The organism is Bradyrhizobium sp. 23 (genome assembly GCF_023073295.1).
GTDB classification, from domain to species: domain Bacteria; phylum Pseudomonadota; class Alphaproteobacteria; order Rhizobiales; family Xanthobacteraceae; genus Bradyrhizobium; species Bradyrhizobium canariense_D.
Genome location: NZ_JADPJF010000064.1, coordinates 510,333 through 522,310, shown reverse-complemented (window position 1 = coordinate 522,310; position 11,978 = coordinate 510,333). Strand labels below are relative to the sequence as shown.

The window sequence follows — 11,978 nt, the reverse complement described above, 5'->3', positions numbered from 1 at the left end:
CCATGCGACACGCCGCCAGGAACAGCTCCGGCCCGATCTCGCCGCGCTCGAACGGCGCGACGGTGATCCCGTCTGGCCGGCGGGGCAGCAGCCGCGCCAGGTTCGTCTTGCGCAGGTGCAGCGGGAGCTGCCGAAGGTCGTCGCCGGCGATGGCGAGAACGTCAAACGCGTAGAGCTGCACCTCGTGCTCGTGCTTGCGACTGTGCAGCGCGTTGAAATCGGAGACGCCATCGACGCCGAGCACCACGGCCTCGCCATCGATGACGAAATGCTTCTGCCGGTTCTTAAGCGCCGCCTCGACGATCCATGGATAGCGCCTGGTCCACTCGGTGCCGTTGCGCGAGAACAGCCGCACGCGCTCGTTCTCCCGAATGACCAGCATCCGGTAGCCGTCGTGTTTGACTTCGTGAATCCAGTCCGGTCCTGTCGGAACCTGTTTGCCGGCACTGGCCAGGCAAAGCTCGTACGCCATACGCATCAGGGGGAGATAGGGATTGAGCACAAGAACGGCGAATCCTGTGGGCGCGATTCACATTTGCAATCGCGGGAACCCCAAAGAGCTTTCAATTTGGTTAGTTCTGCTCGCCTCCGCATCGGCGCGGCACAGGCGGCCTTAGCACTAGCCTAACCGAGGTCCCCGGCCGCAGCGCGCAGGAACAACAACTAAATCGCAGTAATTTAGAGGTGGCCAGATGTACAATCGCATTGCAGTCTTGAGCCAGCGTCTCGAAGCACTTGCTTCTGAGCTTTCCGAACTGCAGCATCTCCACGAGCTGGTGCTTGAGGCCGAGCAGAGGCTCGGCAGGATCAGTTTTGCCAGGACGTCAGAAGCCACAAAGCCTGCCGACATCGCCGCCAGACATCATCGGATTTCAGACAGCGGCCAAGGAGCGGCTGGCACCCATTGGTCATTGGGCGACGCATGAAATCCATCCTGTAGCAGCGGCTCCGGGCCGCGATCCTTGATGCTGCTACGATAGGAACGATGGCCATTATCTAGACTTGGCTCTGCAAGCGTTTCAGACGCGCGGGGCTAGGCTCTCGGCCCCGGAGCGGCCCCAGCCCAGCTTCCTTGCGCCGGCCTGGGGCCGTCTCGTTGTCGGGCTCCTACAGCATGTGCTCGGGTTCGGCCCTTGCGGCCACGCTCAAGTGCTTCTGCGCCGGTCAGGCTGGAGCCGCCGTCCGGCGACGTCGTCCCAATAGAAGTAGACGCTCGGCCGGCCATCGCCGAAGCAGACTTCGTAACTGCCGGTTTGCGGCACAGCTTCATGCTTGCGGATGCGGACGATCGCCATGCCGCCATCAAAGCGGGGCCACGCGCGGCTGGCAAATTGTCGATTGGTAGGAGGTCGGATCGGCGGCGAGCTACTGCCTGTCGTGGGTGTGGACAAGGGCCGCCGAGGCGGCCTTAACTCCTACCAGAGACGGTCCCGATCATCCGTCTTTGTGGGGATCAAATCTTCCAGCCGCTTCAGCCCAGCCGCTTGTATTGCACGTCGGGGCCATTCGAGATCATAAGGCTCGGGTACATCCGCCGTGTCTTCTGATCATTGATGTCGCCGATTACGCCACTTGATTTTGGGCAAGATGTGGCGAGCGCGCGGCGTCGAGCTGCTTACATTCCGCCCGAAAGCGCTCGGCGTCCACTTCGGCCTTGCGCCGGTCTGCCCGGCGCTGTTGCTCAATCGCCAAAGCCTTGCGTGTCTCAACATCCCAGATGATCTGATCGATCTCGCGGCCATTGAGCGTCCGCTTGGTGAGTAGCACCGTGGACAGGGCGATCACGACATCGCCATAGGGCATCCACAAGCTTGTCCTTCTCAAACCGACGCTCGTTTTTCCTTGTGCAGCAATGTGAACAGGTTCACATTGGGGCTGGCCAAGAGCGTCTAGAATTTGCGGGGCGTCAAAGATATTTTCAGCAGATATTTAAGAGGAGAAACGGCGATGGCCCAACACAGCGTCAGTACTCCAGTCATAAATCGTGCTCCAGGTTCACTCGCGTTTTCACTGGTCATTGCCGCGATGGTAGCATGTGGCCTCTATGCAGCCTTCATCGCTGTTCCCGCCATGCGCGCGGCGGCACAACAGCAACTTGTGCAGGCATTAACGGATGAGAATCGTTCGTTTTGCGAGAAGTTTGGAATGCGTCTCGGGAGCAGCGAATTTGTTGCGTGCAGCGAAGGCCTAGCGATTGTTCGGCAAAAACAAGCTGACCGCGACAGCGCCGCGGCGAACGGCTTTTAGCGTTCGCCTGCTGTTTGGTTGTGCTGCGTGCACCAAGGCGCGAGCATATGGTTTTCCGCTTTGCCTTCGAACTCGGAGATTACCCGACGCGCAGACTCGGAAGTCGAACTACGCGCATCGCGACTTCCGCTTTTCCCACAACAGCAGACTAACAGCGCTACGAACTCCTTGATGCGCTAGAGCATCATCGGCAGTTAGTGCAGCGTCGCGGACGGCCGCTCCATCATCGCCTCGACAAATTGCCGCAAGCGATCCATCGCTTTGCTGCGCCACGCCTCCAGCTCGCCCGCGTATTTCGACAAGTCCGCACGAAACTCTTCTCCGTCAATGTCGGCACCGCGAGCAAGCAGACGGCGCGCATAGGCAGTTAACGCAAGATCGCGATGGCGGCACAGCTCGGCGTTTGCTTCATCCAGTACTTTCATTTTGTGCCCCGTTTCACAGCCAGTCGCCAAATTGCGCCGTCACCCGGCCGAACGCCGGCGGTTTCCTGGTCGGTATGCCAAATCGAACCCGCATGTGTGACGAAGGACCCCGGCGGATACGTCCGCGATGCATCCCAAACGCCCAAGTAACGCAGTGTCGGGCGCGACTCCAGTTCGTTGATCCGCGCTTTCAGCGGCGTGATTGCTGCCAGCACGAAATCGCCGATCACTGGGGCCAGCGATTTGACGAGGCCTTCGATCTCGGCTCGCCGCTGGGGCAAAACCTGCGCTTCGATCGCACCGCGCTCTTCGAGAGTTGGGACGTTCGTCATTTACACGTGCTTGATGTTGGGGGCCTTCCCATGGCGTCGCTCATACGCAAGCGACAGCCGAGCTTGCTCGCGGACCAGCGCGCGACAGGCGCGCATGTTGCCAGGATCATCACGGCGCCAGAGCAGTTCGCGGATTCGTTTGGTTATCCGATTGACGGCAACCAAATCATCGGCTTCCGGCAAAATGCGAACCACCGAACGCCCCATCTTGCGGGCAACCAAACGGCGGCCAGTTTCTAGGTCCGTCGCTGATAACTTGACGACCATTCTCGTCTCCTCATTATTCGAAGTCGACCTTCAAATAGCAGATCGCGACCTCAACCTTCGTTACGCTGTAACTTGCGGTGCAGTTTCTGCAGCGCCAGCTTCAAAGCTCGCGCGAGCGCTCGTCCATCTTCCTCGTCCCATTCCGTCAATGTGCCTTGGCCCCGAAGCCAGTCCTTGTCGTCCCCGTCGAGATCGATGGCAATTCGCGTAGCGCCCTTCGCCTGGCGCGCGCGGTGTTCCCGCATGCGCTGGGCGGCGGCCGTCGGTGCAAGGTGCGCCTTCGCCTTGTTTTTCACGGTGGCCTCCTAAATGCCGTCCAACCCCCGTCTAGGAATCTGATCCTATTGCACATGGACCAGCCGGTGCGGTTCTCGGGGCTTTGCAGGCCGGGCTTCGAGTCCACCCCCCCGGGGTGTCACCGGCTTTCGATCCCCTGGCGCCACGCGCGAGGGCGTACAGATCACGCAGCCGTTCAAGGACCTTCATCGCAGCCGCGAATACGGTTGCTTGGCGTCGAGCGTGGGCTGCACCTTGATCAGCTCGCGTTTCGCGTCCAGCTCCTTGTGCCGTCTGTTCGAGTTCATCGGCGATGCGGGTCGCGCGGCCGCACCCGGGTTGGCTTGGTGAGATCGCCGGACGCCTCGACGCTGGCCGCAGCCGCTTCTCCGACCACGCCAGTGACACGTGACGCGAGTGACACCGGAAATTCGCTTTCCCTCCAGATTGCTTGTATCCCACCTGTTTCCGACCTCTTCACAGCTCTCCCTTCTATTGATCCTCCTAGTGTCACTAGTGTCACTGATCGCGAAAACTCCAACGTCTTAAGTCGCTTCGGTCGTGACACGCCTCGTGACACTCGACCTCTGCGATCGTCCTCTCGTGTCACGTGTCATCGCGGTCGAGTGACACGGCAGCGTAAAGTGACACGTCGTCGTGACACGTGGAGCTGCATTTCACCGATTTGAATTCACTCGTCATCGATCTCTTCCTTCGCGTCACTGTCGCGGTGATGTTCACGCATTCCGATGACGCTCTTCTTGACGTTCCAGGACGGCGGGATCAGCGAGTTGACCTCGCGATCCGGCGCCGTGGCGGTGGCGACCTTCCCCTCAAACAGCCGGCTCTGGAACGCCGTGAGGTGATACTGGAGCCCGGCCTTGTTCAGCGCGATGCCGCAGTAGAACCGGCTGGTGTTGTCCCGCATCTCCTCGACATCCATGCCGATACGAGGATCGCCAATGGCTCTCAGGGCCTTGCCGATGCTGTCATTGCTCGGGAGACGACGGTCTTCGCCCTTCATCTCCAAGAACCAGGCCGAGTGGGCCAAACAGAAGTCGGTCGTCCGAATTCGGGCGTTCCGGTCATAGCCGATACACTCATCCAAGAAGCCGGCGACGAGGTTGCTGTCGCGATGGATCGCGTCAGCGGTCTTCTTGATGCCGGAAGTCAGCTCGATCGAACCCCGCTCCAGCGCCCTCCGCAGGCCCGCCATGGCCCAATTCAAAATGCCGGGAAGCTCGGTGGCGACGACGAACTCGCCCGGCTTGGAGAAGCCCCGCTTGATCGCCTCGGCGGCGGCGCCGATCGGCTTGTCTTCGGCGAACGCCCTGGTCACCTCGATCACGATCATGCGGCTGACGATGGCGCGCGTCGCCTCCTTGAACTGCGGCTGGAAGTTGGTCGCCCAGAAGATCGGCGCCCTGATCACGGTGGTGGGCATCGGTCCGTTCTTGATGTTGATCTGAACAGGCTCCTGCGTGATGATCGATTTGACGGTTGCGGACAGATGCCACTGTCCCCCAAACGCCTCGTGCAAGATCCAGGGCGCCCGCCGCTGGAATGGCATCAAGCCGTGCGTACCCTCGGTCGACGCCAGCGACGCGCCGATCGGGTTGCCGCCGAACAGGCCGCTGGTGACATCGAGCACGCCAGATTTGGCGCGGTTCTCGATACCCCAGAACACCAGGGCTTTGGAAAGCGCGCGCGGCTTCTTGTCGATCAGGGCGGCGCCCATGCACTCCTGCACGACGCCGATCAGCGCGCGCTGATCGGTCTCGTCGCGGTCGCCGAACATGTCGGTCATCATTGTTTCCCACCATGTGCACTTGGCGTCGGGCTGATAATCGACCTCGACGCGCCACGTGCAGAAGTGATCCGGGCGCGCCGGCTCCAGCGCGCCCGTGCGTGGGTCGATGAGGCCGCTACGCGTCGGGATTTTGCCGTGCTGATCCCAGGGCAATTCGCCGTCGCGCCACAGATCGGGCCGGCGCAAAATCCAGTTGCGTGTCTCGCTGATCAGCCTCGTCGCGGTCTTATAGCCAAGCTCTTCGCAGTTGTGCTCGATCCGCACGTCGAGCCATTTGGTCTCGGTGCGCAGCTCCCAAATGCCCTTGGCGTAGAACCATGCACCGTTCTTGGTGTTGATCAGCTCCTCGCCCTCACTCGCGAAATGCGCGATGACCGCCTTGCCGATCGCGATGTGCAGCTCATGCGGCTTGGGCGGCGCCGGCGTGGTCACCGGCATCTTGACCACATTGCCGCCAGGGTCAGTGCCGGTCGCGGCCTGCCTTTCCTCCTGCTCGACGACGTTGCGCGTGAGGTCGACCGATTGCAGCTTCGGCTTGGCCGGTGGATGTTTCTTGATCCAGTCGTCGCACATCTGCACGAGGCCGCGTTCCTCGCGCCGCCAATTCCAGCGGCTGCCATAGTTGCCGGCCGCGCGCTCGGTGTAGGCGAGCACGGTGGCGACGACCTCGTCCTTGGGTACGCCGGTATTGAGCAGCGCCGCCGTGCATTGCAATTGAGTCTGATGCACCGAGGCGTCGCCGCCGGCCATGAACATCATGTTTTCGAGGCGCTGCTGCACGTCGATCGGCGGCTTCAGGTTGAAGCGTTTGCCGTACTCGGCAAAGAAGTCGAGCATATCGTTGCCGGCGCCGGCCGGGCTCGCATGCTCGCGCTCCTTGCGCAGCATGACCGGCGACTGCTCGCTCAGCCATTCTTCCAATTCTTCGAGGTCATAGCGGCGATCGGGATGCAGCTCGATGATCTCGACCTCGGTGAGCGCGCCATCCTTGCTGTTGTGCGAGCCCGGCAGGCGCATCACACGGCTGACCTCGCACACCGCGAGGTCGCCGGCCATGACATCGGCGAGCTGGCGATAGAATGCCTCCAGGCGGTCTTTGTTCGTCTGGGTGTCGATCGGTTCCTTGAAGAAATAATAGACGTGGATTCCGTTGCCGGAGAACACGATCGCGCTCGGCTGATATTTCAGCCGCTTGAGCTGCTTCAGCACGAAACCACGTGCATCCTCGTCACCGATCAGATCGACACTCTTGAAGTCGATGTCGGTGTGACCGGCGTTGGTCTCCTTGCAATTCTCTTTGTTGCGCTTCTGCGTGCCCTCGCGCTGGGTCGAGACGCAAACGAACATGCCGCGCCCGTTGATGTCCCACTTCTCCCTGAAGCCTTGGACGTGCGCGAAATTGCGGCCGATGATGTGTCGCTCGGCGCCCTCGATGCGCTCATTCGTGAACGAGCAGATGTAAGCCGGCCCGGAGGTGTTGGCGAACAGTGCCTTCAGGAACTCGATCGGGCCGATGGCCTGCGGGTTCGTGCTGCTGCCTTGCGCGCACGCGGGCGCGCTGCTATCAGTGAGGTACATTCCAGAATTCCCGTGAGATGATGATGATGGAGGGGCGGCTGGCGGGCCGCCCTTTTACTTTGGCTAGGCGGCGTTCTCGCGCTCGCGGCGCCAAGCAGCAGCGGCTTCTTTCGAGATCAGCACGCGCGTGCCCACATTGAAGCCACGGGGCATCTGGTCGCGGTTCTTGTAAAACAACTGCACGCTGATGCGATGACGAGCACAGAACTCGTCGATGCTGTAGGCATCGCCGTCGTCGTTTCGATTGGTCAGCTTGCGGCTGGTTACTTCAGGGCGCGCCATTAGCTTTGTCCTCCGTCCATATGACTGCGTAGGGCAATCTCGGTTACGACGGCGGCATCTCCTAACGCAGTTAGTTAGCTATCTTTCGGCATCAAACGCGGTAACCGTTCTGCGAGGTTCCCAAGCGTGTCTTCGGCCAACTTAGGAAAGCCGAGGTCATCCCAAGCCGCTTGCATGAACTCCGCAAATCGTCCGGTCCGAGCTTTCGGGGCTGGCCGACCGAGCTGGTCGCGATGAAAAGCGAGCATCGACCGGACGAATGCATTTGCGAGGACTTCGGATCGCCCGCTAACCAACGGTCGCGAAACTTCGAAATCCTGCTTCAGAGTTTCGTTGGATCGGTGGATGAGTTGGACTGCCTCGATGATAGCGTCCAACTCCAAGTCGACGGATTCTGAACGGCCATCTCTCGCGGAGAGGCCGACATGCAGGTTCATCATCATCGACTGGTCTAAACCACGCAGCCAGAGACCCGCCTTGTCCACTTTTTCAATTTCGTGAAGAGTCCGTTTCGTGAAGTCTCGTGCGCCCGAGAGCAGGTCGAATGACCAAGAGAAGTCCTGGACCGCTAATCGCCCCATCTGTTCAACAGCGTCACGAAGGAATTGCTTGTTGCCGTTGCCAAAATCAGAGGCGAAGTTATCAATCTCCAGTCCTCCTGTTTTTTGGAACTGAAGCAGCCCACCGTTCGCAATCCGCCGTTGCAGCCTTCTGATTTCTGCGACTTGATTGCTCTGGCCGCGACTTGATGCCTTGCTCGGGGGTTTCACCATGGCTTTGCCCGTTCTGTCCCGTCGCAGTGACGAGTCCGAGGCAACGCGCGGAGCGACAGCAGGTTGCGCTCCGCGTGCCCGAATAGATCATAATGGGCGGACACGACTTGCGAGCAGTGAAAGCCTGACTGGACTGCACGGGGTCCGCGCTAACCAACATTCGTAGACGAACGTTAGCGGTTGGTTAGTTAGCTGGGAGCCTGTGCCCGTGCTCTCATTACTGTGTTGGCGTGAACGAACGTTGTAGGAATGAGGCTGGGGCTAGCTCGCACGCAAGCAGGGTGTTGTTCGCGGCCATTTAGCTCGCCAACGATACGACGTTATCCGCAGTTGCGGGCTCATGCTGCAACAGCGCTCGACGAGAGAGGTCGTCACTGAACTCAGTAATATGCTTCGAATAGGTCCGCTCGATCATCGCGACTGATGTGTTGTGCAGCGACGCGACCAATCGGATCGGCACGTTCTGCAAGAGCATGCGCACGATGCTTGAATGCCTCAACGCATAAACGGTGACTTCGGCCGGATCGCGGCCGATCGCGGTCACGACCTTGTCGATCTGACGATGATAAGTCTGGCCGGGATTGTCACCCCACGATGCGTTGTCGCTCTGCAAGAGCAACGGCGCCTCATCAGCGCGGCCCTTCGACGCTTCTTTCAGCTTGGCCGCGAGCTGCATCGTGATCGGCACGCTATAGCGCTCGTTTCGCTTTTTGGCTCGATTGCGACCGCCACCTTTCGCTGATTTCGGCATAGACAGTTTAGGACGGATGGGGTGTGCGTCCAGATCGGCAACGCGCAAGCGCACGGCTTGGCTTGGCCGCGCGCCAGTGATCGCCAACGTCTCAACTAGCAGCCCGAGCTTGTGATCGAGCGCGTAAGCGGTCTCAACAAATGCTCGCACTTTCTGGTCAGAGAGGATCACGTTCCGGGCTTCCTGCGCATCCGGCAGACCGGCAAGGCCAACGTCCCATGCTTGCTTGTTCTGGATGCGCTGATCGTGCTGCGCAGCCAGCTCCAGAGCGGCGCACAAGCAGCCGCAGAGTCGGTTGATTGTGGAGGGAGCCATCTTGGTCAGTAGGCCATCGCGCCACTTCTGCAACTCATTGGAGGTGAGCACGATGACCGGTTTGGCGAGCAGCACCGACGTGAGATGAACACGAGGCCATTGGGCATTGTAAGGATTGGAGCTGCGCGCGTTCAGATCAGCCTCATAGGCGGTGAGGGCGCCGTCTACGCTGATGGGTGCACTATCGCCGCTGTCGTTGTCGCCGCGCCCCAATCGCCTGGCCGTGTCCTGCGCCTGAAAGAACGTCAGCACAGCTTTGGCGTCAGCGTCGTCGAAATCGTCGGCATCGGCGATGCGCTTGGTCCAGTAGGCACCATGACCGTCGCTCGCTTTCACCACCCATGCGCCATTGGTGCGATTACGCCGATAGAGCAGCGAGACGCCCCGCGCCAATGACGGGCCGGGATAGGGCTTCCGACGAACCTGCAATTTCAACCGTGCGCTGCGGCTTTCCAGAGCGCTGTGACGGACCTTGCGTGCCATGTGTGTCCCCGGTTTTGTCCCAATGGTGTGTGGGAAGGCGTAAGGAGGCGCATGGCATTATGTGGCGAGAACTTGCGGGCGATCAATGGCTTAGAATTTCCATACACCTCCATACAAATCCATGCGCGTATTTATTTTCCCCTGCGCAGGGAAGGCCGGATGTTGGGCTTCACCTGTATGCCGCTGTGCATTGTTCTTACGACAATCTCGCACAGTGGACCGCGGGTGCCAGCCGGCACCCGGTCTTCCCTGCGCCCTCTTTCATTTTGAGGGTGAGGCGACCAAGCAAAGCTCGGGCGAAATGCGCCGCGAGAGGGCGAAGGTGTGTCTGCCGCTCGGAATGCGAATCGAAGCGCGACGCTGCCAGCCACTCACTCCGTCATTGCGAGCGCAGCGAAGCAATCCAGTCTGCCGCCGGGGAAAGATTCTGGATTGCTTCGCTGCGCTCGCAATAACGATGCTGAAGCAGCGCGTGCCGACACCGCGATCTCGTGCCGCCGGACGCCGCGCAGAGCGGGGCCCCTGTCCTTCTTTACATGGCGCTCCGCTCTTGTAACAAAACCGTCATGCAGCGAAACTAAATGAAGCCGGGGGCCGCGGTTGGCGGCCAAGCCGCCTCGCAGGGAGAGATTTTGATGCGCCGTTCGCTGGTGTTGCTGTCAGCCGGACTGACAGTGTTGTCCGCAGGATTTTCGACCGGACCTGCCTCCGCAGAGAACAACACGCCCCGTAACCTGATCCTGTTCATTCCGGACGGTCTGCGGGCGCTGAAGGTCACGCCTGAGACCGCCCCCGCAATGGCCGAAATCCGCGACAAGGGCGTCAACTTCAAGAATTCGCATTCGCTGTTCCCGACCTTCACCATGGCCAACGGCTCGGCGATGTCGACCGGCCATTATCTCGGCGATACCGGCGTGTTCTCCAATACGATCTGGACCAACTACACCTCGGTACCCGCCGGCGACACCGTGGTCCCCTTCATCGAGAACGACGCCGTGCTTGGCGACATCGACGAGCATTTCAAGGGCGACTACCTCAACGAGGACACGATCCTGAAATTGGCCCGCGACAAGGGCTACAGCACCGCCGCGCTCGGCAAGCATGGTCCGACCTATCAGTTCGACCACACCGACAAGCCCGAAAAGGCCGGCCTGCATTCGGTCGTGTTCGACGATGCGACCGGCGGCAAGAACGGCGTGGCGCTGTCGGACGAGGTCAAGGCCGCTCTCACCAAGGCCGGCCTGCCCCTCGCCACGCCGCCGCGCGGCGACAACTCCAAGGCGGGCGATGCCAAGACGCCCGGCACCACGGCGGCCAACGTCGCGCAGCAGGCCTATTTCGCCGACGTCGCGGCCAAGGTCGTGCTGCCGATGTTCAAGGCGCGCAACAAGCCGTTCGTGCTGGTGTTCTGGTCGCGCGACCCCGATGGCAGTCAGCACAACACCGGCGACAGCCTCAACCAGATCATGCCCGGCATCAACGGGCCGACCTCGATGGCCGGCATCAAGAATGCCGACAACAACCTCGCCCAGCTCCGCAAGGCGCTGGACGAGCTCGGCCTTGCCGCCACCACCAACATCATGGTCCAGGCCGACCACGGCTTCTCGACCATCTCCAAGGAAAGCAAGACCAGCCCCTCGGCCAAGGTCAGTTATGACGACACGCCGAAGGACTTTTTGCCGATGGGTTTTCTGGCGCTCGATCTGGCGAAGGCGCTCGACCTGCCGCTGTTCGATCCCAACGACAAGAACGCCAAGGTCGAGGGCAACAAGCATCCCAAGGCCGGCAACGGCGTGCTCGGCAAGGATCCGGAAAAGCCCGATCTCGTCGTCGCCACCAATGGCGGCTCTGACCTGATCTATTTGCCGACCAAAGACAAGAAGCTGGCGGCCAAGACCGTCAAGCTGCTGCTTGAGCAGGATTACGTCTCCGGCCTGTTCGTCGATGACTCGCTCGGCCGCTTCCCCGGCACGCTGCCGCTGTCGAGCATCAACCTGCGCGGCAAGGCGGCGACGCCGACGCCGGCGATCGTGGTCAACTTCCGCTCCTATGCCAGCGATTGCGGCGAGGCGCCGACCAACTGCTCGGTGCAGGTCGCCGACACCGTGCTGCGCCAGGGCCAGGGCATGCATGGCAGCTTCAGCCGCGGCGACACCATGAACTTCATGGCCGCGATCGGTCCGGACTTCAAAGCCGGGTATGTCAGCGAGATCCCGGTCAGCAATGCCGACGTCGGCATGACGGCCGCTCAGCTCCTCGGTCTGCGCGCTTCTCAGAACGGCGGTCTCGTCGGCCGCGTGATGTCGGAGGCGTTGTCCAACGGCATCGTGCCGAAGGCCTACAAGGGGGTCGAGAAGTCGAAGAAGTCCGAGAACGGCCTGCAGACCGTGCTGAACTTCCAGCGCGTCGGCAGCCAGCGCTATTTCGACACGGCCGGCT

Annotated in this window: 14 protein-coding genes; 3 read left to right on the top strand and 11 right to left on the bottom strand. The window is 61.0% G+C overall.

Annotated features, from left to right (window positions below):
* The coding region (locus IVB32_RS17775) for an RNA ligase family protein (RefSeq protein ID WP_247410835.1) at positions 1–472 on the bottom strand (472 nt) is incomplete at its 3' end.
* A gap of 220 nt (positions 473–692) precedes the next feature.
* Here IVB32_RS17775 and IVB32_RS17770 point away from each other — a divergent pair.
* Entirely contained in the window at positions 693–926 is a 234-nt protein-coding gene (locus tag IVB32_RS17770; RefSeq protein ID WP_247410827.1) for a hypothetical protein, read from the top strand.
* Between the two features lie 219 nt (positions 927–1,145).
* Here the strand turns inward: IVB32_RS17770 and IVB32_RS17765 are convergent, their stop codons facing one another.
* Positions 1,146–1,295 (bottom strand): hypothetical protein, encoded by a 150-nt coding sequence (locus IVB32_RS17765; RefSeq protein WP_247410825.1) that lies wholly within the window; start codon positions 1,293–1,295, stop codon positions 1,146–1,148.
* A 268-nt stretch (positions 1,296–1,563) separates the two neighbouring features.
* Positions 1,564–1,803 (bottom strand): hypothetical protein, encoded by a 240-nt coding sequence (locus tag IVB32_RS17760; RefSeq protein ID WP_247410823.1) that lies wholly within the window; start codon positions 1,801–1,803, stop codon positions 1,564–1,566.
* Positions 1,804–1,947: 144 nt separating this feature from the next.
* Here IVB32_RS17760 and IVB32_RS17755 point away from each other — a divergent pair, with 144 nt between their 5' ends.
* A complete protein-coding gene (locus IVB32_RS17755; RefSeq protein ID WP_247410820.1) occupies positions 1,948–2,247 on the top strand; it encodes a hypothetical protein in 300 nt (99 codons plus the stop codon).
* Between the two features lie 194 nt (positions 2,248–2,441).
* Here the strand turns inward: IVB32_RS17755 and IVB32_RS17750 are convergent, their stop codons facing one another.
* From IVB32_RS17750 to IVB32_RS17715, 8 genes are all read right to left on the bottom strand, one after another.
* Positions 2,442–2,672, bottom strand: coding sequence for a hypothetical protein (locus tag IVB32_RS17750; protein WP_247410818.1), 231 nt, complete (start codon positions 2,670–2,672; stop codon positions 2,442–2,444).
* A complete protein-coding gene (locus tag IVB32_RS17745) occupies positions 2,669–3,004 on the bottom strand; it encodes a hypothetical protein (RefSeq protein WP_247410816.1) in 336 nt (111 codons plus the stop codon). Before IVB32_RS17745 ends, IVB32_RS17750 begins: the two co-directional genes overlap by 4 nt.
* Positions 3,005–3,271: a hypothetical protein gene (locus IVB32_RS17740; protein ID WP_247410814.1), complete on the bottom strand. Its 267-nt coding sequence runs from the start codon at positions 3,269–3,271 to the stop codon at positions 3,005–3,007.
* A gap of 50 nt (positions 3,272–3,321) precedes the next feature.
* A complete protein-coding gene (locus tag IVB32_RS17735; protein WP_247410812.1) occupies positions 3,322–3,567 on the bottom strand; it encodes a hypothetical protein in 246 nt (81 codons plus the stop codon).
* 671 nt (positions 3,568–4,238) lie between these two features.
* Positions 4,239–6,935 (bottom strand): hypothetical protein, encoded by a 2,697-nt coding sequence (locus IVB32_RS17730; protein ID WP_247410810.1) that lies wholly within the window; start codon positions 6,933–6,935, stop codon positions 4,239–4,241.
* Between the two features lie 63 nt (positions 6,936–6,998).
* A complete protein-coding gene (locus tag IVB32_RS17725; RefSeq protein ID WP_247410808.1) occupies positions 6,999–7,217 on the bottom strand; it encodes a hypothetical protein in 219 nt (72 codons plus the stop codon).
* 74 nt (positions 7,218–7,291) lie between these two features.
* Positions 7,292–7,990 carry a hypothetical protein gene (locus tag IVB32_RS17720; protein ID WP_247410806.1) on the bottom strand — a complete coding sequence of 233 codons (699 nt, stop codon included), beginning with the start codon at positions 7,988–7,990 and terminating at the stop codon, positions 7,292–7,294.
* 298 nt (positions 7,991–8,288) lie between these two features.
* Positions 8,289–9,539 (bottom strand): site-specific integrase, encoded by a 1,251-nt coding sequence (locus IVB32_RS17715; RefSeq protein ID WP_247410803.1) that lies wholly within the window; start codon positions 9,537–9,539, stop codon positions 8,289–8,291.
* 635 nt (positions 9,540–10,174) lie between these two features.
* Between IVB32_RS17715 and IVB32_RS17710 the strand changes: the two genes are divergently transcribed.
* A partial coding sequence (locus IVB32_RS17710; RefSeq protein ID WP_247410802.1) for an alkaline phosphatase family protein occupies positions 10,175–11,978 on the top strand: 1,804 nt, incomplete at its 3' end.

Coding starts and splice junctions, on each gene's coding strand:
- IVB32_RS17760 (WP_247410823.1), bottom strand. CDS start 1,803: ATGCCCTATGGCGATGTCGTGATCGCCCTGTCCACGGTGCTACTCACC.
- IVB32_RS17720 (WP_247410806.1), bottom strand. CDS start 7,990: ATGGTGAAACCCCCGAGCAAGGCATCAAGTCGCGGCCAGAGCAATCAA.
- IVB32_RS17745 (WP_247410816.1), bottom strand. CDS start 3,004: ATGACGAACGTCCCAACTCTCGAAGAGCGCGGTGCGATCGAAGCGCAG.
- IVB32_RS17725 (WP_247410808.1), bottom strand. CDS start 7,217: ATGGCGCGCCCTGAAGTAACCAGCCGCAAGCTGACCAATCGAAACGAC.
- IVB32_RS17765 (WP_247410825.1), bottom strand. CDS start 1,295: ATGGCGATCGTCCGCATCCGCAAGCATGAAGCTGTGCCGCAAACCGGC.
- IVB32_RS17740 (WP_247410814.1), bottom strand. CDS start 3,271: ATGGTCGTCAAGTTATCAGCGACGGACCTAGAAACTGGCCGCCGTTTG.
- IVB32_RS17715 (WP_247410803.1), bottom strand. CDS start 9,539: ATGGCACGCAAGGTCCGTCACAGCGCTCTGGAAAGCCGCAGCGCACGG.
- IVB32_RS17755 (WP_247410820.1), top strand. CDS start 1,948: ATGGCCCAACACAGCGTCAGTACTCCAGTCATAAATCGTGCTCCAGGT.
- IVB32_RS17770 (WP_247410827.1), top strand. CDS start 693: ATGTACAATCGCATTGCAGTCTTGAGCCAGCGTCTCGAAGCACTTGCT.
- IVB32_RS17750 (WP_247410818.1), bottom strand. CDS start 2,672: ATGAAAGTACTGGATGAAGCAAACGCCGAGCTGTGCCGCCATCGCGAT.
- IVB32_RS17730 (WP_247410810.1), bottom strand. CDS start 6,935: ATGTACCTCACTGATAGCAGCGCGCCCGCGTGCGCGCAAGGCAGCAGC.